General features: G+C 73.1%; 20 protein-coding genes. 5 read left to right on the plus strand and 15 right to left on the minus strand.

Annotation, left to right across the window (positions count from 1 at the left end; translation table 11 throughout):
- Positions 1-61: 61 nt before the first annotated feature.
- The gene (locus ACXR8F_RS19005; protein WP_458802876.1) at positions 62-820 is read left to right on the plus strand and encodes a pirin family protein; all 759 of its coding nucleotides are present in this window, start codon (positions 62-64) and stop codon (positions 818-820) included.
- Between the two features lie 57 nt (positions 821-877).
- On the opposite strand, the gene ACXR8F_RS19010 is transcribed toward ACXR8F_RS19005, so the two are convergent.
- The 6 genes from ACXR8F_RS19010 to ACXR8F_RS19035 form a co-directional block, all read right to left on the minus strand.
- A complete protein-coding gene (locus ACXR8F_RS19010) occupies positions 878-1,609 on the minus strand; it encodes a GTP cyclohydrolase II (protein ID WP_458802878.1) in 732 nt (243 codons plus the stop codon).
- Positions 1,602-2,321 carry a RibD family protein gene (locus tag ACXR8F_RS19015; RefSeq protein WP_458802881.1) on the minus strand — a complete coding sequence of 240 codons (720 nt, stop codon included), beginning with the start codon at positions 2,319-2,321 and terminating at the stop codon, positions 1,602-1,604. Before ACXR8F_RS19015 ends, ACXR8F_RS19010 begins: the two co-directional genes overlap by 8 nt.
- Entirely contained in the window at positions 2,314-3,369 is a 1,056-nt protein-coding gene (locus ACXR8F_RS19020; RefSeq protein WP_458802883.1) for a lysylphosphatidylglycerol synthase transmembrane domain-containing protein, read from the minus strand. The genes ACXR8F_RS19015 and ACXR8F_RS19020 overlap by 8 nt, the downstream gene beginning before the upstream one ends.
- Before the next feature lie 73 nt (positions 3,370-3,442).
- Entirely contained in the window at positions 3,443-4,495 is a 1,053-nt protein-coding gene (locus tag ACXR8F_RS19025) for a glycosyltransferase family 4 protein (RefSeq protein ID WP_458802885.1), read from the minus strand.
- A complete protein-coding gene (locus ACXR8F_RS19030) occupies positions 4,492-4,890 on the minus strand; it encodes a 6-pyruvoyl trahydropterin synthase family protein (RefSeq protein WP_045191020.1) in 399 nt (132 codons plus the stop codon). Before ACXR8F_RS19030 ends, ACXR8F_RS19025 begins: the two co-directional genes overlap by 4 nt.
- A gap of 41 nt (positions 4,891-4,931) precedes the next feature.
- Complete coding sequence (locus ACXR8F_RS19035; protein ID WP_458802887.1) at positions 4,932-5,924, minus strand: zinc-dependent alcohol dehydrogenase; 993 nt, start codon at positions 5,922-5,924, stop codon at positions 4,932-4,934.
- An 83-nt stretch (positions 5,925-6,007) separates the two neighbouring features.
- Between ACXR8F_RS19035 and ACXR8F_RS19040 the strand changes: the two genes are divergently transcribed.
- From ACXR8F_RS19040 to ACXR8F_RS19050, 3 genes are all read left to right on the plus strand, one after another.
- A complete protein-coding gene (locus tag ACXR8F_RS19040; protein ID WP_458802889.1) occupies positions 6,008-6,784 on the plus strand; it encodes a CDP-alcohol phosphatidyltransferase family protein in 777 nt (258 codons plus the stop codon).
- Entirely contained in the window at positions 6,781-8,427 is a 1,647-nt protein-coding gene (locus ACXR8F_RS19045; RefSeq protein ID WP_458802893.1) for an alkaline phosphatase family protein, read from the plus strand. The genes ACXR8F_RS19040 and ACXR8F_RS19045 overlap by 4 nt, the downstream gene beginning before the upstream one ends.
- A 110-nt stretch (positions 8,428-8,537) precedes the next feature.
- Positions 8,538-8,942 (plus strand): hypothetical protein, encoded by a 405-nt coding sequence (locus tag ACXR8F_RS19050; RefSeq protein ID WP_045191022.1) that lies wholly within the window; start codon positions 8,538-8,540, stop codon positions 8,940-8,942.
- 23 nt (positions 8,943-8,965) lie between these two features.
- On the opposite strand, the gene ACXR8F_RS19055 is transcribed toward ACXR8F_RS19050, so the two are convergent.
- The 9 genes from ACXR8F_RS19055 to ACXR8F_RS19095 all read right to left on the minus strand — a co-directional run bounded on the left by ACXR8F_RS19055 (position 8,966) and on the right by ACXR8F_RS19095 (position 20,086).
- The gene (locus tag ACXR8F_RS19055; RefSeq protein WP_458802895.1) at positions 8,966-10,768 is read right to left on the minus strand and encodes a sensor histidine kinase; all 1,803 of its coding nucleotides are present in this window, start codon (positions 10,766-10,768) and stop codon (positions 8,966-8,968) included.
- A gap of 57 nt (positions 10,769-10,825) precedes the next feature.
- Entirely contained in the window at positions 10,826-13,309 is a 2,484-nt protein-coding gene (locus ACXR8F_RS19060) for a sensor histidine kinase (protein WP_458802897.1), read from the minus strand.
- A 144-nt stretch (positions 13,310-13,453) separates the two neighbouring features.
- A complete protein-coding gene (locus tag ACXR8F_RS19065) occupies positions 13,454-13,783 on the minus strand; it encodes a nitroreductase family deazaflavin-dependent oxidoreductase (protein WP_458802899.1) in 330 nt (109 codons plus the stop codon).
- A 145-nt stretch (positions 13,784-13,928) separates the two neighbouring features.
- Positions 13,929-15,098, minus strand: a complete 1,170-nt coding sequence (locus tag ACXR8F_RS19070) for an acyl-CoA dehydrogenase family protein (protein WP_045191025.1) — start codon at positions 15,096-15,098, stop codon at positions 13,929-13,931.
- Entirely contained in the window at positions 15,098-16,312 is a 1,215-nt protein-coding gene (locus ACXR8F_RS19075; RefSeq protein ID WP_458802902.1) for an acyl-CoA dehydrogenase family protein, read from the minus strand. Before ACXR8F_RS19075 ends, ACXR8F_RS19070 begins: the two co-directional genes overlap by 1 nt.
- A gap of 6 nt (positions 16,313-16,318) precedes the next feature.
- Positions 16,319-17,383, minus strand: a complete 1,065-nt coding sequence (locus ACXR8F_RS19080) for a phosphotransferase family protein (RefSeq protein ID WP_458802905.1) — start codon at positions 17,381-17,383, stop codon at positions 16,319-16,321.
- Position 17,384: 1 nt separating this feature from the next.
- Entirely contained in the window at positions 17,385-18,152 is a 768-nt protein-coding gene (fabG, locus tag ACXR8F_RS19085) for a 3-oxoacyl-ACP reductase FabG (RefSeq protein ID WP_045191027.1), read from the minus strand.
- Entirely contained in the window at positions 18,149-18,967 is an 819-nt protein-coding gene (locus ACXR8F_RS19090) for an SDR family oxidoreductase (RefSeq protein ID WP_458802907.1), read from the minus strand. The genes fabG and ACXR8F_RS19090 overlap by 4 nt, the downstream gene beginning before the upstream one ends.
- A gap of 111 nt (positions 18,968-19,078) precedes the next feature.
- Positions 19,079-20,086, minus strand: coding sequence for an alpha/beta hydrolase (locus ACXR8F_RS19095; RefSeq protein WP_458802909.1), 1,008 nt, complete (start codon positions 20,084-20,086; stop codon positions 19,079-19,081).
- A gap of 120 nt (positions 20,087-20,206) precedes the next feature.
- On the opposite strand from ACXR8F_RS19095, the gene ACXR8F_RS19100 reads away from it, so the two are divergent.
- Positions 20,207-21,784, plus strand: a complete 1,578-nt coding sequence (locus ACXR8F_RS19100) for an ATP-dependent DNA ligase (protein WP_458802911.1) — start codon at positions 20,207-20,209, stop codon at positions 21,782-21,784.
- Positions 21,785-21,850: the final 66 nt, after the last annotated feature.

The raw sequence follows: 21,850 nt of genomic DNA on the forward strand, positions 1-21,850 counted from the left end.
CGGCACCGCCGGGAGCCCACCGGCGGCTTCACGCCGGGCCGCGCGCTGCATGATGGAGACCATGGACCTCATCCCGGGCATCGACGTGCGCCGCGCCGGCGAGCGCTTCACGAGCCGGTTCGGCTGGCTCGACTCGAAGCACTCCTTCTCGTTCGGGCAGCACCACGACCCGGCCAACACCCACCACGGGGTGCTCCTCGTCAACAACGACGACATCGTCGACCCGGGCACCGGGTTCGACACGCATCCCCATCGCGACATGGAGATCGTCACGTGGGTGCTCGAGGGCTCGCTGGTGCACCAGGACAGCACCGGCCACAACGGGGTGATCTACCCCGGGCTGGCGCAGCGCATGAGCGCCGGCAGCGGCATCCTCCACTCGGAGAAGAACGACTCCTGGCGCCTGCGCGGCGACGTCCACGACGACCCGGTGCACTTCGTGCAGATGTGGGTGCTGCCCGACGAGGGCAACATCACGCCCGGCTACGAGCAGCTGGAGATCGAGCACGAGCTGCTCGCCGGCGGGCTCGTTCCCGTCGCCTCGGGAATGGCGAGGCACGACGGGGAGGCTGCCATCCGCATCCGCAACCGGTACGCCGCCCTGCACGCCGCGCGGCTCGCACCGTGGCAGGAGGTCTCGCTGCCCGACTCGCCGTTCCTGCACCTGTTCGTGGCCCGCGGTGCGGTGACGCTGGAGGGCGCGGGCCCCCTCGCGACCGACGACGCCGTCCGGTTCACGGCGGTCGGCGGCAACCGGGTCACCGCCATCGAGCCCGCAGAGATCCTCGTCTGGGAGATGCACGCGACCATCGGCTCCTGACGGGCAGCGCCGTGGCGGCCTTGCCGAGCAGGAAGGCCGCCCGTGTCGCGCCTTCGCTCACGCGGTGCCGTGGCGCAGGTCGCCCCGAAGCCGCAGACCCAGGTCGAGCTCGCCGCTCGCGCCCAGGGGTGCGTCGGCGACCTCGTCGCCCTGGAGGTCGAGGGTGTGGGCGCCGTACCTGACCTTCGTCGAGAGGTAGTGCGCGTTGGCGTCGGAGAGGTGCACACCGGTGCGCACCCGGCGCGTCACGGTGATCCCCAGCCCGCGCAGCTGGTCGGCCTTGTCGGGGTTGTTGCTCAGCAGGGCGACCCGGTTCACGCCGAGCGCACCGAGCATCTGGGCGGCCACCGTGTAGTCGCGCTCGTCGGCGCCGTAGCCGAGCGCGACGTTCGCCTCGTAGGTGTCGAGGCCGCTGTCCTGGAGAACGTACGCGTCGAGCTTGGCGTAGAGCCCGATCCCCCTGCCCTCCTGCCGCAGGTAGAGCAGGAAGCCACCCGTGGTGGCGAGCCGCTCGACCGACTCGCGCAGCTGGGGGCCGCAGTCGCACCGACGGCTGCCGAAGACGTCGCCGGTGAGGCACTCGCTGTGCAGCCGGGTCAGGGTCGGGCCCGCGGAGGCCGAGCCGGGCTCGACGGGTGCGGCGCGGTCGCCGAGACCCAGGGCCACGTGCTCGAGCCCGTCGACGAGTCCGTCGAAGGTGAAGACCCGAGCCGTCGTCGTGTAGCCGTCGCCGAACGTCATCGGCACGAGCACCTGGGTGCGGATCGAGGCGGCGGCAGGCTCACGCATCGCGTCCCCCGACCGCGGTGCCCCCGTCGTCGAACCGCGGCGACAACGCGTACCTGAGGAGCACGACGTCGCCGATCTGGCGCACCTCGGCCAGCGTCGCCCGTCGGTCGGCGTTCCACGGGAAGCGCCCGTCGCCGACGAAGCGGCAGGCCGACGAGTCGCCGACGAAGAACGGCGCCACGACGAGCTGCAGCTCGTCGGCCAGCCCGGCCGTGAGCAGCTGCGTGTGCAGGGTGCCGCCGCCCTCGACCATGAGCCGGCGCACGCCGCGCTCGCCGAGGTCGTCGCAGACGTGGCTCATCGTGACCGGGCGTCCGGCGTCGACGACGGCCGCGGCAGAGCCGAGGCGGTCACGGGCCTCGCCGACGGTGTCGCTCGGGCAGTAGACGATCTTGTCCGCCCCGTCGGCTGCGAAGAAGCTCGCCGCCCGGTCGAGCTCGGCCCGCCGGGTCACCGTCACCTTGGTGGGCGACGGTGTCAGCCCCCGCGCGACCCGAGCGGCGCGCCGCTCCGCGGACCGCACGAGCAGCCGCGGGTTGTCCTTGCGGATCGTGCCCGCACCGATCAGGATCGCGTCGCTCGCCGCCCGCTCACCGTCGACCCGGTCGAAGTCGGCGTCGTTGGACAGCAGCAGCCGGGTCGTCGTCCCCGAGCCGAGGTAGCCGTCGAGCGACATGCCGCAGCTGAGGAGGGTGTAGGGCCGGTCAGCCACGGGCGGCTCCTTCGACGTCCACGTCCACGCCTGGTCCGGCGAGGACGACGGGTCCGATGCGGACGGGGCGACGCCGATCGACCGTGCCGCTGCGGCGGGACACGAGCAGCAGCACGGCGCCCGGCAGGCTCGCCACGAGCACCAGCACTCCGTACACCACTGCCGTACCCATTCCCGCAGCCGATCCGAGGCCTGCGGCACCGAAGAGTCCCGCGGCCGCACCTTCCCGCGGACCCCATCCGGCGACGTTGAGCGGCAGCCCCATCGCGACGAGCACGAGCAGGGCGAGCGGCAACAGGCTCGGCACAGCGGCGGTGACACCGGCGCTGCGGGCCGCCACGACGAAGGTCGCCACGTGACCGGTGACGACGAGCACCGAGGCCGCGACGACCCCGGGCCAGGTGCGGCGTCCGAGCACCCCGGTGCGCAGGTCTGTCGCGACGACCCGGACTCCTCTCCGGACGAGACGCCACGGCCCTCGGCCGCGGCCGATGCCCCAGAGCACGCCGCAGCCACCCAGCGCCAGGACCAGGACCAGGACCAGGACCACGAGCACGAGCACGAGCGCGAGCCGACCGGCGCCCGTCCCGCTGCCTGTGGTGTCCCCGGTCTCCGGCTCGAACGGCCACGGCAGCAGCAGGAGCGCGCCGAGGGCGAGCACGGCCAGCACGAGCTGGCCGGCTGCTCGCTCCCAGACGACCGCGCGAAGGCCCCGGCCGAGGTCGCCGCCGGCGCGGCCGTGCCGCACGCCCCGTCGCACGTCACCGACGACGCCACCGGGCAACGTCACGTTGAGGAACTGCGACCGGTAGGACTCCGCAACGGCCGAGCGCAGCGTCAGGTCCGCGCCGAGGCCCCGGGCCACGAGTGCCCACCGCCACGCACCGCACACCGTCGTGAGCGCCGCGAGGGCCGCGGCCCCCGCGAGAGCCGAGGCGTCGATGCGCCGGAGCGCGTCGACGACGCCGCCCGCGCCGAAGCGCCAGAAGGCGGCGCCGAGGACCACCGCACCCCCGGCCGGCTGCAGCCAGCGCCGGCTCGTCCGCATGGTCCACCGGCCTCTCCGTGACGCCCCCGGTCGGGGGTCTCCCTCCGGACGACGTCGGCGGGAGACGGCCGGTTCAGTCACGGCTCACCCGCTCCAGCACTCGCGCGACGTCGGCGACCGTCCTCGACCACGGGCTCAGCGTGGCACGCCGCGCGGCCGCGCGAGAGCGCAATCGCGATCGGAGGTCGGCGTCCGCCAGCCACTGGCGCAGTGCGGCGGCGAGCGGTTCGGGCCCGTCGGCCGCGACGAGCACGCCCGGCACGTCGGCGCCGTTGGCGCCCAGGGCCTCCGGTATGCCGCCCACGCGGGTTGCGACGACGGGCAGCCCCCGCGCCAGCGCCTCCGTCACGACCATCCCGTAGGTCTCGGCACGGGAGGGGACCACGACGAGGTCGGCGGCGGCATACGCCCGCTGGAGAGCGTGCCTCCCGAGCGGCCCGACGAGGCTGACGCGCTGCGAGACGTCGACAGAGGCGAGCCGCCCTCGCACGTCGGCGACGCAGTCTGGGTCGACGTCGAGGGCACCGGCCAGCACGCAGTGCCAGGGCAGGTCGGCGACGCGGCCGAGCGCGTCGGCGAGGTCGGTCTGTCCCTTGAGGGGCGACACGGCACCGACGCAGAGCAGCGAGCTGCCGTGCGGTGTGCCCGGCGCGAGCGGCGCGGCGTCGACGCCGGGGTGGGCCACGTGGACCCTGTCGTCCGCGAGCGCGTACGTGTCGGTGAGGCGGCGACGCGTCCAGTCGCTCGTCGCCAGCACCGCTGCCGCCGACCGAAGGACGCGCCCCTCCTCGGGCGCGGCTGCGGGGTCAGCGACCTCGAGCGGCAGGTGGACGAGGACGACGAGCCGCGGGCGCCGAGCCTCCTCGACGAAGACGTCGGCGGAGCACGACGCGACGAGACCGTCGACGAGCAGCACTGCGTCCGTGGGGATCTCGGACATCACAGCCGCAAGGCCCGCGAGCGCCGTCGAGTCCGGTCGGGGCCAGTCACCCGCGACGGGGTGCTCGTGCACCGTCCACCCCGCGACCCGCAGACCGTCGAGCACGCGTCGGTCGTACGTGTTGCCGCCGCTCGGTCGGGCGGGGTCGTCGATGCCGTCGGGGACGACGGCGTGGACGGTCGTCACACGTCGCGCTCGTAGGTGGCCCAGGCGACGTGCGACTCGTGCAGGGTGACCGCGAGACCGGTCACCTGTTCGGACGCCGCGCCCAGCTGCCCCGAACGCACCCGCTCGCAGACGCGGTCGGCGACGGCTCGCGCGAGCACCTCGGTCGACGTGTTGACGCCCGTGAAGGCCGGGTCGTCGTCGAGGTTGCGGTAGGTGAGCTCACCGACGACCTCGTGGACGTGCTGTGTCGCCAGACCGATGTCGACGAGGATGTCGTCGTCGTCGAGCTGCGGGCCGCGGAAGGTCACGTCGACGACGAACGTCGCGCCGTGCAGCGCCTGCGCGGGCCCGAAGACCTCGCCCCGGAAGCTGTGCGCGACCATCATGTGGTCCCGGACGGTGACACTGAACAACGGGCTCCCCCGATCGGTGGTGGGTGGGTCGTGCTGGGTGGTCAGTGGGCGGTGGGATACGTGATCGTGTGGCAGATGGCGGGCAGGCTGCCGTCGACGAGGCGTGGCAGCACGTCGGGCAGCTCACCGAAGGACGACTCCCCCGTGAGCAGCACGTCGAAGGCTGGGTCGCGCAGCAGGTCGAGCGCCAGCGCGAGCCGCTGCGCGTACGAGTAGCGCGAGCGCCTCGCTGCCGCAACGGAACCCACTTGGCTCGCGCGGACGCCGAGCCGCGACGAGTGGAACGCGCCGCCGAGCGCCAGCTCCACGGTGCGGTCGCCGTACCAGCTCAGCTCGAGCACGGTCGCCTCCGGCGCGAGCAGGTCGAGCGAGAGCTGCAGGCCCGCGCTCGTGGCGCTCGTGTGGACGACGAGGTCGTGACCGTGCTCGCTGCGGTCGAGGTCGTCGGGGCGCGCGAACCCCACTCCGAGCCCGGCGGCGACCCCGGACCGCGACGGGTCGATATCGACGAGCGTGACCCGGGCCCCCGGGATGCGGGCCAGCAGCCGGGCGACGCAGCACCCGACCATCCCGGCGCCCACGACGGCGACGCGGTCACCGACGAGCGGTGCCGCGTCCCAGAGTGCGTTGACAGCCGTCTCGACGGTGCCCGCGAGCACCGCCCGCCGGGGCGGCACGTCGTCGGGCACGGCGACCACCGCCTCCGCGGGCACGACGTACGCCGTCTGGTGCGGGTGCAGGCAGAAGACGGTGCGCCCGCGCAGCGCCGGCGGTCCCTGCTCGACGACGCCGACGTTGAGGTAGCCGTACTTCACGGGTCCCGGGAAGTCGCCCTCCTGGTGCGGGGCGCGCATCACGTCGTGCTGGTCGGCCGGGACCGCACCGCGGAAGACGATCGTCTCGGTGCCGCGGCTCACCCCCGAGTGCAACGAGCGCACCAGCACGTCGCCGGGACCCGCCGCGGGCAGGGTGACGGGCCGGAGCTCGCCCCTGCCGGGCTCGGCGACCCAAAAGGCCTGCGCGACGCTGGACACGGCCCCAGACTAGAGCGGACTCTGAACTCCGGAGGCGGCCACGTCGTCCTTGGTTCAAACCCCGTTCGATGAGGTGGAGGCGCGTGCGTCAGCTGATCCCCCCCGGCCCGGTCATCGGGTTCGTCGGCGTGCTGGGCCTGCTCACCGGGCTGCACGACGTCGGCGGGCTGGGCCAGCGCGGGTGGATGGCGGGCCTCGCCAGCGGCGTGGCCCTCCTGGCGGCGCTCTCCTGCGGGCTCGTCCGCGTCGGGCGGCGCGCGCTGCTGCCCGCCGACCGTGTCACCCTCACCCGGGCCGTGCTCGTCTGCGGCGTCACCGCTCTCGTGGCCGCCTCGTCCGGCGGGGCCGGCACACCCAGCGGGCTCGGCGTCCTGGTCGCCGTCTCCTCGGTCGCCCTGGCGCTCGACGCCGTCGACGGCTGGGTGGCCCGGCGCACGGGCACGGCGAACCCCATGGGCGCCCGCTTCGACATGGAGACCGACGCCTTCCTCATCCTCGTCCTCAGCGTGCAGGTCGCACGCGACCTCGGCTGGTGGGTGCTCGGCATCGGCGCCGCACGTTATGTGCTGCTCGCCGTCGGCGTGGCCGGCCGGTGGGCACCCTGGCTACGCGGGCAGGTGCCCGCCCGTCGCTGGCGCAAGGTCGTGGCGGCCTACCAGGGGATCGCGCTGACCGTGGCGTCGGCGCAGGTCCTCGACGAGCGGCTCGTGACCCTGAGCGTCGCGGCCGGGCTGGCGCTGCTGGTCGTCTCGTTCGGCACGGAGGTGGCGGCCCTGCGGCGCCTGCCCGCGCCCGACGCCGCGACGTCCCTCCCCCACCCGGTCCCGCTCGACGTCACCGTGGCCGAAGCGGTCCAGTGAGCGCCACCGTCCGGCCCACCTCCGTGCGCCGGGCCCTCGGGCACGTCGCGACGGCGATCGCCCTCGTGGTGCTGTGGGTAGCGCTCGTCGCACCCGTCCCCGCCATCGGCTGGGCGGCCACGCCCCTGGCGGCGCTCCGCGTCCCGATCGAGGGAGTCGTGCTGCTCGCGGCCCTGCTCGTGCTCCCCGGTCGCGTACGCCGGTGGCTGGCCGTCGTCGTCGGCGTCCTGCTCGGGGCGATGCTGGCCCTCCGCGTGCTCGACGGGGTCTTCGTCGCCACGCTCTACCGTCCGTTCAACGCGCTGACCGACTGGCGCTACGCCGGGTCGGCCCGCGACCTCGTCGGTGACTCCATGGGGTCGACGGTCGCCCTGCTCGTCGTCGCCGGGGCCGCCCTGGTGCTCCTCGGCCTGCTCGTGCTCGTGCCGTGGGCGGTGCTCCGCATCGGCCGGCTCGTCCAGCGACACCGCCCCGTGGCGTGGCGGGTCGTCGCCGCCGGGGCGGTCGTGTGGGCGGTCTGCGCACCGCTCGGCGTCAGCGTCGGTCGCGACCTGCCCGTCGCGGCGGCGACCACCGCGACCCTGACCGCCCACGAGGTGACGACCGTGCGCGAGGCGGCCGCCGACCGAGCCGCCTTCGCGACGCAGATCCCGGTCGACGCCTTCGCCGGGACCCGTCCGGACCAGCTCCTCACCGCGTTGCGCGGCAAGGACGTCGTCGTCGTGTTCGTCGAGAGCTACGGGCGTGTGGCCGTCGAGCAGAGCCCCGACGTCGCCCGAGCCCTGTCCGCCGGGACGAGCAGCCTGCGCGCCGACGGCTGGAGCACTCGCAGCGCCTGGCTGACGTCGCCGACCTTCGGCGGCATCAGCTGGCTCGCCCACTCCACGCTCCAGTCCGGCCTCTGGGTGAGCAGCCAGCAGCGCTACGACCAGCTGCTCGACACGCGGCGCCTCACGCTCACCCGGGCCTTCTCGCAGGCCGGCTGGCGCACCGTCGACGTCGTCCCGGCCAACTTTCGCGACTGGCCGGAGGGTCAGGCGTTCTACGGCTACGACCGCGTCTACGACCGCCGCACGCTCGGCTACGCCGGTCCCGGCTACGGCTACGCGCCCATGCCCGACCAGTTCACCCTCGCGGCCTTCGACCGGCTCGAGCTGGCCAAGACCGACCGGGCCCGGGTCATGGCCGAGGTGGACCTCGTCACCAGCCACGTGCCGTGGGCTCCCCTGCCGCGCCTCGTCGACTGGTCGGAGGTCGGGGACGGCTCGGTCTTCCTCGCCGACGCCGGCAAGGCACCCACCCGCGACGTCGTGTGGCGCAGCACCGACCGCATCCGGACGGCATACGGCCAGACCGTCGCGTACTCCCTCGACAGCGTCGTGTCGTTCCTGCGGGGGACGCAGGACGAGAACCTCGTCGTGCTCGTCCTCGGCGACCACCAGCCCGTCAGCGTCGTGTCCGGCGAGAACGCCAGCCACGATGTGCCCGTCACCCTCGTCACCCGCGACCCGGCCGTCCTCCAGCGCATCCACGGCTGGGGCTGGCAGGAGGGCCTGCGGCCCGGCACGGACGCACCCGTGTGGCCGATGGACCGCTTCCGCGACCGGTTCCTCACGGCATACGGCCCCGGCGGCGACGGCTGAGCGCACCCCTCGTGAACCGGCGCACCCCGGGTGTCGTCTCCGGGTGGAGAGTCCGACACCACGGCGCCACCCCGACGCCGCGCGGCGAGCCGGACGGATGGAGTGACCTGATGAGACTCCGCATCCTGGGTGCCGTGGCGCTGCTCGTCTCCGCCGCGGTGCACGGCTACCTGTGGTTCGACGGCGTGCGCAACCAGTCCGTCGGGCCGATGTTCCTCGTCAACGTGGTCGCGGGCGTCGTCATCGCGATCATGCTGCTGCGCTGGGAGCACTGGGTCCCGGCCTTCCTCACGCTCGGCTTCGGCGCGGCGACGCTGGGTGCGTTCGTCATCTCCTCGACGGTGGGCCTGCTCGGCATCCACACCGAGTGGAAGGGCTTCGCCGTCTTCGCCGCGGCCGCCTCCGAGATCGTCTGCATCGTCGTCGGCGCCACGCTGCTGCTGCGGGCCCGGTCGTTCTCGACAGACCTGGCGCCGCGCACGCACGCGACGACGCACGGGCACCACGCGTCCTGAGGCGGGCGCCCCGGTCAGTGCACTCAGAGGGCGGGCAGGAGCAGCCGGACGCTCGTGCCTCGCCCGAGCTCGGAGTCGACGTGGATGCGGCCCCCGTGCCGCGACACCACGCGCTGGGCGATGCTGAGCCCCAGCCCGGTGCCCGGCACCCTGAGGCTGGCCGGGTTGGTGCCGCGGAAGAACTCGGTGAACAGACCCGCCTGGTCCTCCGGCGAGATGCCGAGACCGTCGTCGGCGCACTCCAGCACCACCCGGTCACGGCGGCTCGCGACCGACACCGCCACCGAGCCACCTGCCGGCGTGAACTTCACGGCGTTGCTGACGAGGTTCTGCACCACCCGCTCGAGGTCGCCGGCGCTGCCGCGCACGAGCGGCAGCGCGGGCTCCAGGTCGAACGTGAGGGTCACGTCCTGGTGGTCGGCGCGCGGCCGGAACATGTCGACGACGTCACGTGACACGACACCCAGGTCCACGTCGGCCTCGGGGAGGGCCCGGTCCGGGTCGCTCACCCGCGAGAGCGTCAGGAGGTCGTCGACGAGGTGCTGCAGGCGCTCGGTGTTGCGCTCGATGACGCCCAGTGACCAGTCCGGGTTGCCGTCCGGCTCCTGCCGCAGCAGCTCCACGTGCCCGACGATCGAGGCGAGCGGGTTCTTCAGCTCATACACGGTGGAGAAGAGCTGGGTCTTGCTGCGGTCGGACTCGCGCAGCTCGGCAGCGACCCGGCGCTCGGCGGCATACAGGCGGGCGTTGCGGATGGCGCGCCCGAGGTCACGGCCGATCTCGAGCGCGGCGGCCGCCTCGGCCTCGGTCCACCCCGGGTCGGCGGGTCCCCGCGTGCATGCGATGTAGCCGAAGCACGACGACCCCGAGCCGATGGGTGCGACGAGGATCGAGCGGGCCCCGGCGTCGCGCAGGAACTGCTGCACCTCGGCGAGCTCGCCGGCCCGCCACGCCAGGTCGGCGTCGCCGGCACCGTCCTGCTCGACGACGGCGACCCTGCCCGTACGCCAGCGGCGGGTCGCGATGTCACGGGCGATCGCGACGAGGGAGACGGGGGTGTGCACCGGGCCGCCACTGCGGGCCGCCACGCTCTCGCGCTCGTCGTCGTCCTCACCCGCGAAGGCGCGCATCCAGAGCCCCGACGTCGCCAGGCCGGCGGCGATCGGCTCCGAGGCGACGTCGAGCACCTTGGCCGGGTCGAGGTCCTCCTGGGCGATGCGGGCGACGGTCTGGACCGCCTCGACGAGCCTGACCCGCTCGGCGAGCGCGTTGCGCTGTCGAGCGGACGAGATCGCGATCCCCGTCTGGTGCGCGAAGAGCTCCAGGACGGCGCGCTGGGTGAGGTCGGGGCGGCGGCCACTCAGCGGAAGGTCGACCGACAGGATGTCGAGGAGGTTGCCGACGGCGTCGGAGAACGGCGCGATGAGGGTGTCCTCGGGGTTCCACGCGTCGGGGTCGTCGACCGGTGCGGTCCAGTCGGAGGCGACCCAGCCGTCCCCGGAGCCGGCGGGCAGCTGGCCGGCCGGCACGAAGCGCAGGCTGCCCCAGCGCTCGGCCGCCGCGAACTCGGCCTCGAGGTTGATGCGGGGGGTGCGGCGGCCCATCAGCTCGCTGCGGGCGTCGTCGTCACCGGCCACGGCGACGACCTCGACGTCTCCCGTCGGGATGACGAGGCTGATCGCGGCGACCTTGAAGCCGACGACGTCGGCCGCGCCGTCGACGACCATCTCGAAGAGGCTGGTCAGGTCGTCCTGTGCACTGGCCCGGTTCATCAGGTCGGTGAGCCGTCCGAGCGCCAGCACCTCCCACGTCACGCCGTCGCGCACCCCTGTCCCCTGACCTTCCGTCCGTGTGTCGCTCGTCCGCGAGCGCGGGATCGCCCCCTACGCGTCGCCCTGGTCGTCACGATATGTCCGACCCGCCCGCAAAAGGGTGGGTCCGCCGGAATTCGCCTCTGGAACAGACCTGGGCAGCGACACCGTGAACGTGGAGCCCCGCTCCGGCTCGGACTCGACCGAGACGGTGCCGCCGTGACCCTCGGCGATGGCGCGCACGATCGACAGTCCGAGCCCCGAGCCCTGGATCGCCCTCTCGTTGGCGGCGCTCGACCGGAAGAACCTCGCGAAGACGCGCTCGTGGTCGGCGGCCGGGATGCCCATGCCGGTGTCGGTGACGACCAAACGCACCATGGTCGGCTCGTGCTCGTCGGGCCCGAGGTCGAGGCCCACCCGGCCGCCGTCGGGGGTGAACTTCACGGCGTTGGAGAGCAGGTTCGTCACCATCCGCTCGAGCGCCACCGGGTCTCCCTCGATCCACAGCGGGCTCTCGGCGACCTCGACACGGCGCTCGAGGTCGCGCTGGGCCGTCACGGTGTCCACCGACGTCCACGCGCTGCGGACGACGTCGGACAGGTCGCAGCGGCGCAGGTCGAGGTGCAGGCGTCCGGCCTCGATGCGGGAGTTGAGCAGCAGGTCCTCGATGAGCGAGAGCAGCCGGCGCCCGTTGCGGTCGACGCGCGAGACGAGCTCGAGCTGCCGGTCGGTCAGCGGTCCGGCGGCTCCGTCCTCGAGCATCTCGGCGTAGCCGAGCACGCTCGCCAGGGGCGTGCGCAGCTCGTGGCTGACGGTCGAGACGAAGTCCGACTTGGTGCGGTCGAGCGCCGTGAGCTCCTCGACGGCCTGGCGCTCGCGGTCGAGCGCGACCTGCAGCGCGATCTCGGCCTGACGGCGCCGCGTCACGTCCTCGGCCACGGCGAGGTAGCCGGTGAGGTGGCCGCCCTCATCGCGGATGCCGCTCATGGTGAGCGACACCGTGCGCCGCGTGCCGTCCTTGCGCACGCACGTCCAGTCGCGCGCCTCCGCAGGAGCGCCCTGCTTCACGAGGTGGACGAGCACGTCGAAGCCGGGCTCGACCCCCAGCTCGGCGGCGCGCCGGGCGATCTCGTCGGGGTCGTGCAGCAACGGCCAGTCCGGGCGGCCCACGACGTCGGACGCGCGCCACCCGAGGACGTTCTCGGCCCCGCGGTTGAAGAGCGTGACGATGCCCTCGAGGTCCATGCCGATGATCGCGGTCGCCGTCGCCGCCTCGAGCAACGCCTCGACGAAGGTGCGCGCGGCGCGCTCGTCGGTGACGTCGACGCCGGTCTTGACGAGGTGGGTGCGCCGGCCGGCGTCGTCGGTCAGGTACGCGTTCGTCCACACCAGACGGCGTACGCCCAGGCCCTCCACGTCCCAGTCGTGCTCCTCGGTGAGCGGGCAATCTCCGCTCGCGATGCCCGCCATCGTGGCCGCCACGCGATCCCGGTCGTCGACGGGGAAGACGTCGGCAGCACGGCGTCCGACGATCGCCTCCTCCGAGTCGCCGATGAGCCGGGCCGCCGTGGCGTTGAGCCGCACGACCGTGCCGGTGGCGTCGACGACGATGATGGCGCTGGCGGCCGTGTCGAGCACGACACCGCTGAGCTCGACCTCGTCACGCAGCTCGGCGAGGGCGTTACGGCGCTGCGTTGTCGCGACGGCCAGCGACAGCGCCGTGACGGCGGCGGTGGCGAGGAAGGCCTGGGTGAGCGCCCCGACCGTCTCGGGACGGATGCCGTGGGTGAGGGCCGCCGAGGCGAAGGGCCCCCCGCCGAGGCTCGTCATGACGACGGCGGTCACGCCGACGACGAGCAGCTGCACCGCGACGGTGCGCTGGCCCAGGCGCAGCGCGCCCCACACGAGCACGGGGATCGGCAGGAAGGCGAGCGGCAGCAGCTGACCCGAGTGGAAGACCCATGCGGTCAGGCCCACCACCGCCGCCCACTGGACGGCGTCCTCCAGGCCGAGCGGCTGGGGGCGGCGGACCCTCGCGGCGAGGCCGATCGGGGCGAGCACCAGGACTGCTGCGGCGTGCGAGGCGGTCACGGCCGACATCGTCGCGAGGAACGGGCCGCCCATACCGATGCGCACCGTCAGTCCGGCCAGCAGCCCGAAGACGAGCGCCCCCGCGAGGGTGGCCGCGAGCAGCCGCCAGAGGTCCTCCATCGACGCGAGGGTGGGACGGCGGGCGCCGCGGGTGAGCAGGCCGTGCACGACGGCCGCCTCGGCCGCGTTCGCGACCCCGAAGCAGAGGGCGACCACGGGAGGCCGGCCGCCGTAGTAGTTCGCGGCCCCGCTCGAGAGCAGCACCCCGACGAGGAAGACGTACGCGCGTGGGTCGCGTCCGGTCGCGAGCAGGAACGACACCGCGAGCCCCGCCGCCGGCCACCAGACCGCGACGGTCGAGCCGGGTGGGGCGAAGCGCACCGCCGTGACGCCGAGCACGAAGACACCGACGAGCGAGAGCAGGGCCCAGACCCACCAGTTCCAGCGCGCGACGAGACCGCGCATCACCCGACGCCCCCTGTCGGCGCCGACCGCGACTTGCAGCCTGCCGCTGCCCTCTGCGCGGACGTCATTGACCCATGATGTCGCAGAGACCCGGCGAATCCGACAAAACGGACGTTCGACGCTCCGTGTCGCCGCGGTGCGGCATTACCAGCCGGACTGCATCACCGGGCGTCGCGGGGCAGGGGTGCGGGTGAGCTGGAGGAAGCCGTGCGGCAGGTCCTGCCGCTCGATCCCCCGCCGGAGCAGGCCCGTGGTGGCTGCGAGCGCGACGTCCTTGCCCACGAACGTCGGCTCGGTGCACACGAACTCCTGCCCCTTCCAGCGCACGGTGCACCCGCCGGCGTGCCGCACGTTGCGCGCCCAGTCCGTGCCGCGCCCCCAGGGCAGCGCGATGAGGAAGGTCGTGTCCGTGGGCACCACCGCGAGCGGGGTCTCGTAGGGGCGACCGCTCTTGCGGCCCGTGTGCCGGAGCACCGCCTACAGCGGGAGGAACCGGTGCCCCGCGAGGTGCACGGCCACCTTGTTGAACTGCCTCGCGGCTGCAGGAGGTCCCGCCATCGCTCCAGCATGCGCCCGAGTGCGGGACCGGCGGAAGGGGAATCGGCCGTATGCCGTCAGGTCAGCCCAGGTGCCCACGCACCGAGGCGTGCCCCCTGAGCAGGTTGCGCGCGATGGTGCGCCGCTGGATCTCGTCAGTGCCCTCGTAGATGCGCAGCAACCGCAGCTCGCGGTACCACCGCTCGACGGGCAGCTCGCGGGTGTAGCCCATGCCGCCGTGCATCTGGAGCACGCGGTCGACGATCTCGTTGGCCTTGACGCCGCCGAAGAGCTTGGCCATGGACTGCGACTGCCGCGAGTCGAGCCCCTTGTCGACCTGCCAGGCCGCGGTGAGCACGAGCCAGCGCAGCGCCTCGATCTCGACGGCGGAGTCGGCGACCATCCACTGGATGGCCTGCCGGCTGGCGATCGGCTCGCCGAACGTGACGCGGTTGCGCGCGTGCTCCATGCCCATCTCGACGAGGCGTTCGCACGCCCCGAGCGCCCGCGCGGGCAGCATGTAGCGGCCCTTGCCGATCCAGCGCATGGCCAGCTCGAAGCCCTTGCCCTCCTCGCCGAGGATCGCCGAGTGCGGCACGCGCACGTCCTGGAACGAGAGGGCGGCCGGGCCCCACTCGCCCATGGTGTCGATCGGCCGGCTCTCCCAGCCGCGGTCGCGGTCGACGAGGAAGCAGGTCACCCCACCGTCGGCGCCCTTCTCCTTGTCGGTGACGGCGAAGACCATGACGAAGTCGGCCTCGTGCCCGCCGGTGATGAAGGTCTTCTCCCCGTTGATGACCCACTCGTCACCCTCGCGCCGCGCGCTCGTGCGGATGGCACGCGCGTCGGACCCGGCGCCCGGCTCGGTGATCGCGAAGCACGACTTCCGCGTGCCCTCGATGGTCGGCACGAGGTAGCGCTCCTGCTGCTCCTCGGTGGCGCTGAAGAGGATGTTGTCGGCCTCGCCGCCGAACCTGAACTGGACGAACGAGCGGCCGAGCTCGATCTCGATGAGGGCCGCGACGACGGCCCCCAGTCCCATGCCGCCATGGCTCTCGGGGGTCTGGATGCCGAAGAAGCCCGACGCCTTCGCCTTGTCCTGCAACGCCTTCAGCTCGTCGGGAGTGATGCCCCGTTCGTGCCGCCGCTCGCGCTCGAGCACCTGCGGCTCGAGCGGCATGATCTCCTTGCGCACGAAGGTGCGCACCCAGTCGCGGATCTCGCGCTCCTCGGCGCTGAGGTCGAAGTCCATCAGGCGTGCCTCCTCAGCTCGGCCTTGGCCAGGGCGTTCTTGTGCACCTCGTCGGGGCCGTCGGCGAAGCGCAGGGTGCGGATGCCGGCGAACGCGGCGGCCAGCTCGGTGTCCTGGCTCAACCCCGCCGCGCCGTGCGTCTGGATCGCCTTGTCGAGGATCCACTCGACGGTCTTGGGCGTGGCGATCTTGATGGCCTGGATCTCGGTGTGGGCGCCCTTGTTGCCGACGGTGTCCATGAGCCACGCGGTCTTGAGCACGAGCAGGCGCAGCTGCTCGATGCGCACGCGCGACTCGGCGATCCAGTCGCGCACCACACCCTGCTCGGCGATCGGCCTTCCGAAGGCCACCCGCTCGGAGGCTCGACGGCACATCGCCTCGATGGCGACCTCGGCGAGGCCGATCGAGCGCATGCAGTGGTGGATGCGGCCGGGGCCGAGACGTGCCTGTGCGATGGCGAAGCCGTCGCCCTCCCCGGCGACGAGGTTGCTCGCCGGCACGCGGACGTCGGTGAAGCGCAGCTCGGCGTGGCCACCGTGGTCGTGGTCGTCGTAGCCGAAGACCTCCATGCCACGCACGACCTCGAGCCCCGGGGTGTCGCGCGGGACGAGGATCATCGACTGCTGCCGGTGCCGGTCGGCATGGGGGTCGGTCTTGCCCATGACGATGAAGATGCGGCAGTCGGGGTTCATCGCCCCGGTGATCCACCACTTGCGGCCGTTGATGACGTAGTCGTCCCCGTCACGCCTGATCGACAGCTCGATGTTCGTGGCGTCGCTGCTCGCGACGTCCGGCTCGGTCATGGCGAACGCCGAGCGGATCTCCCCGCGCAGCAAGGGGTCCAGCCACTCGGCCTGCTGCGCCTCGGTGCCGAACTGGGCCAGCACCTCCATGTTGCCGGTGTCGGGGGCGGCGCAGTTGAGCACCGCGGGAGCGAGCCGGATGCAGCGCCCGGTGATCTCGGCCAGCGGGGCGTACTGGAGGTTGGTGAGGCCGGCCCCCCTCTCTCCGGGGAGGAAGACGTTCCAGAGGCCGCGGTCGCGCGCCTCGGAGCGCAGCGTCTGCAGGACCGGGACGGTGCTCCATGCCCAGCGGTCGTCCAGGGCAGCGACCTGCTCGTCGAAGACCGGGAGGGACGGCACGATGCGCTCGTCCATGAAGGCGAGCAGACCCTGTCGGAGCTCCTCGGTCTTGGCGTCGAATCCGAATTCCATGGCGTCTCAGTCCTCCTCGGCCTCGACAGCCCTGAGGCCGGCCACGACGAGAGGGCCGGTGGCCTCCCCGATGCGCGCGAAGCCCGAGCCGACGGTCTGCCCCTGGGTGTAGCGGTAGTGGATGCCCTCGAGGATCACCGCGAGCTTGAAGTAGGCGAGCCCGAGGTGGAACGACAGGTGCGTCAGGTCGCGCCCGCTCGCGGCGGCATACCTGCGGCGCAGCTCGGGGGCGGTGATGAAACCCGGCGTCCGCGAGACGTCGGAGACGGCGACGCTGTCCATCATGAGCGGCAGCGTCTGGTACGCCTCGAGCAGCGCGACGTCGGTGAGCGGGTCGCCGATGGTGGCCATCTCCCAGTCGAGCACGGCCGACACCTCGTCGGCGTCGGTGACGAGGAGGTTGTCGAGACGGAAGTCACCGTGGACGATGGCCGGGTCGCCTTGGACCGGAACCGACTCCGCCAGCCGACCGTGCAGCTCGTCGATGCCGGGCAGCTCGCGGCTGCGCGACGCATCGAGCTGCTGCTTCCACCGCCACACCTGCCGCTCGAGGAACCCCTCGGGCCGCCCGAAGTCGCCCAGCCCCACCGAGGCGGGGTCGACGGCGTGCAGCGCGACGAGCGTGTCGACCATGCGCTCGCTGATCGCGCGCACCCGCTCGTGACCGAGAGGGCCCAGCTGGGCGGCGAAGCGGTAGGGCGTCCCGGCGACGCGCTCCATGACGTAGAACGGGGCCCCGATGACGTCGGCGTCGGCGCACACGGCATACGTCGCCGGGACGGGCACGTCGGTGTCGCGCAGGGCGCTGATGACCCGGTGCTCGCGGCCCATGTCGTGAGCGGTCGCCAGCACGTGACCGAGCGGCGGGCGCCGCACGATGACGCTGCGGCTCCCGTCGCCGACCTCGTACGTGAGGTTGGACTTGCCCCCCGCCACGACGCGTCCGGTCAGCGGGCCGCCGAGCAGTCCTGGCGCGGCAGAACCGAGCCACTCGGCGAGGCGCTCGAGGGGCAGGCCGGGCGGATCGGTGTCCGGTGTCGCCGGGCGGCGGTGCAGGTCCGGGTCGGTCACATCAGTCCTTCGGGCCGCCGGCGACGTAGACGACCTGACCCGAGACGAAGCCGGCTCCCTCGCTGACGAGGAAGGAGGCCGTGGCGGCGATGTCCTCGGGCTGGCCGACCCGGCCGACGGGGATCTCCTTGGCCGCACCCTCGAGGAACTGCTCGAAGGTGATGCCCATGCGCTCGGCCGTCTGGCGCGTCATGTCGGTGGCGATGAAACCCGGTGCGATGGCGTTCGCGGTCACGCCGAACTTGCCGAGCTCGATGGCGAGCGTCTTCGTGAAGCCCTGCAGACCCGCCTTCGCGGCGGAGTAGTTGGCCTGGCCGCGGTTGCCCAGCGCCGACGTCGAGCTGAGGTTGACGATGCGACCCCACTTGGCGTCGATCATGTGCTTCTGGGCGGCACGGGTCATGAGGAACGAGCCACGCAGGTGGACGTTCATGACGGAGTCCCAGTCGCCGGTCGTCATCTTGAACAGCATGTTGTCGCGGATGATGCCGGCGTTGTTGACGAGCACCGTCGGCGCGCCGAGCTCGGCGGCGACGCGGTCGACGGCAGCCTGCACACCCTCCTCGTCGGAGACGTCGACGCCGACGGCGAGGCCCTTCCCGCCGGCCGCCTCGATCTCGGAAACCACTGCAGCACAGGCGGACTCGTCGAGGTCGAGCACGGCGACGGCGAAGCCGTCCTCCGCGAGGCGCTTGGCGACGGCCGCGCCGATGCCGCGGGCGGCACCCGTCACGATGGCGGTGCGCTGGGTGGTGGGCTGGTCGGTCATGCGTTCTCCTGCTGGTGGTCGTGGGAGGGGGTGGTGGGGGCGGTGGGGTCCGGGGTGAACGGTTCGAGCTTCTGCTGGAGCCGGTTCATGCCGGCGAGCCACGCGTCTGGGTGGGCGGCTCGCTGCGCGTGGTACTCGCTGACCTCGGGGTGGGGCAGGACGAAGAAGCCGTCGCCCGAGAGCGCCTGCCAGGCCGCGTCGGCCACGTCGTCGGCGCTCACGACGTCATCCCGGGTGAGCAGGTCACGCAGGGGGCCGGAACCGTCGAGCATGCGGGTCTGCACGCCCTGCGGGCAGATGGCCTGCACGACGATGCCGCGGTGGCGGTACGTCGCGCTGAGCCACTCGGCGAAGGCGACGGCCGCGTGCTTGCTCACCGAGTAGGGTGCGTCGCCGAGCATCGTCAGCAGCCCCGCGGCAGAGGCGGTCACGACGAGCCGGCCACCGCCGGCCTCGAGCCAGCGCGGCACGAGCAGGCGCGCGGCACGCACGTGGGCCAGGACGTTGGTCTCGAGCGCACGTGCCCACTCGGCATCCGAGGCGTCGAGGCCCTTGAGCGTGCCGACGCCGGCGTTCGCGAAGAACACGTCGACGCGCCCGAGCCGGTCGTATGCCGTCTCGACGAGGTGGCGCACTCCCGCCTCGGTGGACGTGTCGCCGGCGACGGCGTGGGCGCCCGTCTCTGCCGCGACCGCGGCGAGCTCGTCGGCGTCGAGGTCGGCCACCACGACCTGCCACCCCTCGTGCGCGAGGCGGGTGGCGATGGCTCGTCCGATGCCCCGGGCTGCTCCGGTGACGACGGCGGTGTCGGGCATGCTGCTCCTCGCGAGTGGACTAAGCGCTTGCTTACCTTGACGACAACAGCCCCTCCCCGTCAAGTGGCCCACCCCACTCCCCCACCCGTCGAGAGGCCGAGACCAACCGCGTCAGGAGGTGACGCGCTGGAGGAACGCGACCGAGCGGTCCAGTGCCTCGCGTCCCGCCGGCGTGTCGAGGTCGAGCTGGTACTCGTGGCCGAGTCGTGGCTGGTGGTCGTCGGCGAAGAGCAGCGTCTCGTGCTCGACGCCGTGCGACTCCAGCGACTCCACCAGGCCCAGCGTGTGCGGCAGGAGAGGGTCGCCGTTGCCGGCCGAGACGAAAGCCGGCGGGAAGGCGGGAGTCAGGTTCTGCGGGATCGAGCCCTGCGTCGTGATCCGCTCCTCGTGACGCTGCGACCCGAGGTACGACCAGATCGCCGTGTTGACGAGCCAGCCGCCCAGCCGCGTCGACCCGCGGGCCAGCGTGAAGTCGTAGGCGCCGCAGAAGAGCACGACACCGCGCACCCCGTCCGGCAAGAAGTCGAGGGCGATCCCCACGCCACGCGCGTACGCCTCGTCGGTGGCGATGAGCGCGACCTGTGCCGCGATCTGGGCTCCTGCGGAGTCCCCCGCGAGCACGATCCGCGTGGTGTCGATGCCGAGCCGGTCGGCATGGTCGACGAGGTGGGCGAGAGCGGCCGCCACCTGCCGCACGGGCGTGGGGTAACGGGAACCGGGAGCGATCGAGTAGTCGACGCCGACCGTCGCGAAGCCACGGCCCGCGAGCACGCGCAGGTAGTTCGCGACGTCGCCCTTGGAGCCGGAGACGAAGGCCCCGCCGTGCACCCAGACGACCGTCGCCAGCGGCTCGTCGCGTTCGGGACGGAACACGTCGAGGCGCCCGTCGGGCGACGAGATGTCGTACGCCTCGTCGACGTCCTCCACGAGCCCACCGGGCACGTGTCGCTCGAGTGCCGAACTGGCACGGGCCGACCCGCGGTCGAAGATCGCACGGATGGCGAGCGCCGACGGCCAGGGCGTCACCCGCGTCGCGACGGCGAGCAGGCCTGCGGCAGCCGCCGCGCCCCGCGCGCCGGTCCGGGCCAGGGCGCGCGCCCGGAGCCCGGTGCCGCGCATGGGTCGAATCTAGACCCGCGTCTGCGCGGGTGGCCTCTCGACGGTCGGGAGGCCACGAACTTTGGCCTGTCGACGCTTGAAGGGGGTTGGGATGTGGGTGGGAACGGGCAGGATCTGGGCATGGAGCTCTCCGACGTCGTCGCCACGTCCCGGGCCGTCGCTGCGACGTCGTCGCGCACCGCCAAGGTCGAGGCCCTCGCCGCGTGCCTCGCCCGCGCCGCCGCCGACGGACCGGCCACCGTCGAGGTCGTCACCGCGCACCTGTCCGGCGTTCTCCCGCAGCGGCGCATCGGCGTCAGCTGGCGCGGCCTCCAGGGCCTGCCCGAACCGGCAGCGACCAGCGCTCTCACGGTCGAGGAGGTCGACGCCGCCGCCACGGCGATCGCCGCCATCGGGGGCTCGGGTTCTGCCGCGGCCCGCACCGCCGCCGTCCGTGAGCTCTTCGCCCGCGCGACCGCCGACGAGCAGCAGTGGCTGCGCGGCCTCATCACCGGCGAGACCCGCCAGGGCGCGGGAGACGGCGTCATGCTTCAGGCCGTCGCCAAGGCGGCGGACGTGCCCGACGCGGCGGTGCGGCGGGCTGTCATGCTCGCGGGCTTCGCGGGGCCCGTGGCGAGCGCTGCCCTCACCGGCGGCGTCGAGGCGCTGGAGGCTCTCACCCTCGAGGTCGGCCGGCCCCTGCGTCCGATGCTCGCCGGCTCCGCTCCCGACGTCGCCGCGGCGCTCGCCACCTTGGGCGGCGAGGTGGTCGTCGAGACCAAGCTGGACGGCATACGGCTGCAGGCGCACGTCGACAACCGCACGAGCCCGGGCTCCGTGCGCCTCTTCACGCGCACGCTCGAGGAGGTGACCGACCGCATGCCGGAGATCACCGAGGCCCTGGCGGCCGTCGACGTCGAGACGCTCGTGCTCGACGGCGAGGTCATCGCGCTCGGCGAGGGCGGCCGCCCGCAGCCGTTCCAGGTCACCGGCGCGCGCACCGCGAGCACCGCCGACGTGCAGCGCCTCCGCGAGGAGGTGCCGCTCACGCCCTTCTTCTTCGACCTGCTGCACCTCGACGGCGACGACCTGCTCGACGAGCCCGCGGCCACACGGTGGAGCCGGCTCGCCCGCACCGTCCCGCCCGCCTGGCTCGTGCCCCGCGAGCTCACCGACGACCCCGAGCGCGCACAGGAGTTCTTCGTCGACCTCGTCGCGGCCGGTCACGAGGGCGTCGTCGTCAAGGACCCCACCCTGCCCTATGCCGCCGGCCGGCGCGGTCCGGGATGGGTCAAGGTCAAGCCGCGCCACACCCTCGACCTCGTCGTGCTCGGCGTCGAGTGGGGCAGCGGCCGGCGTCGAGGCTGGCTCTCCAACATCCACCTCGGGGCACGCGACGCCGACACCGGCGAGCTCGTCATGCTCGGCAAGACCTTCAAGGGCATGACCGACGAGATGCTCGCCTGGCAGACCGAGCGCTTCAGCGAGCTCGCCGTCGACCCGGGCGACGTCGAGGCGGGCCGCTCGGGGCAGCAGTGGGGCGTCGTGCCGCTGCGTCCCGAGCAGGTCGTCGAGATCGCCTTCGACGGCGTGCAGCGCTCCACCCGCTACCCCGGCGGCATGGCGCTGCGCTTCGCACGGGTGCTGCGCTACCGCGACGACAAGCCGGTCTCGGAGATCGACACCGTCCAGACCGTGAGGTCGCTCGCCGGCTGGTGACGTCCGGCCACCAGCCGCGCGTCCCACGAGGACGCGCCGCTATCTGTTGCCGACCTCACGCTCCGT

The organism is Terrabacter sp. AAH1 (assembly GCF_054456855.1).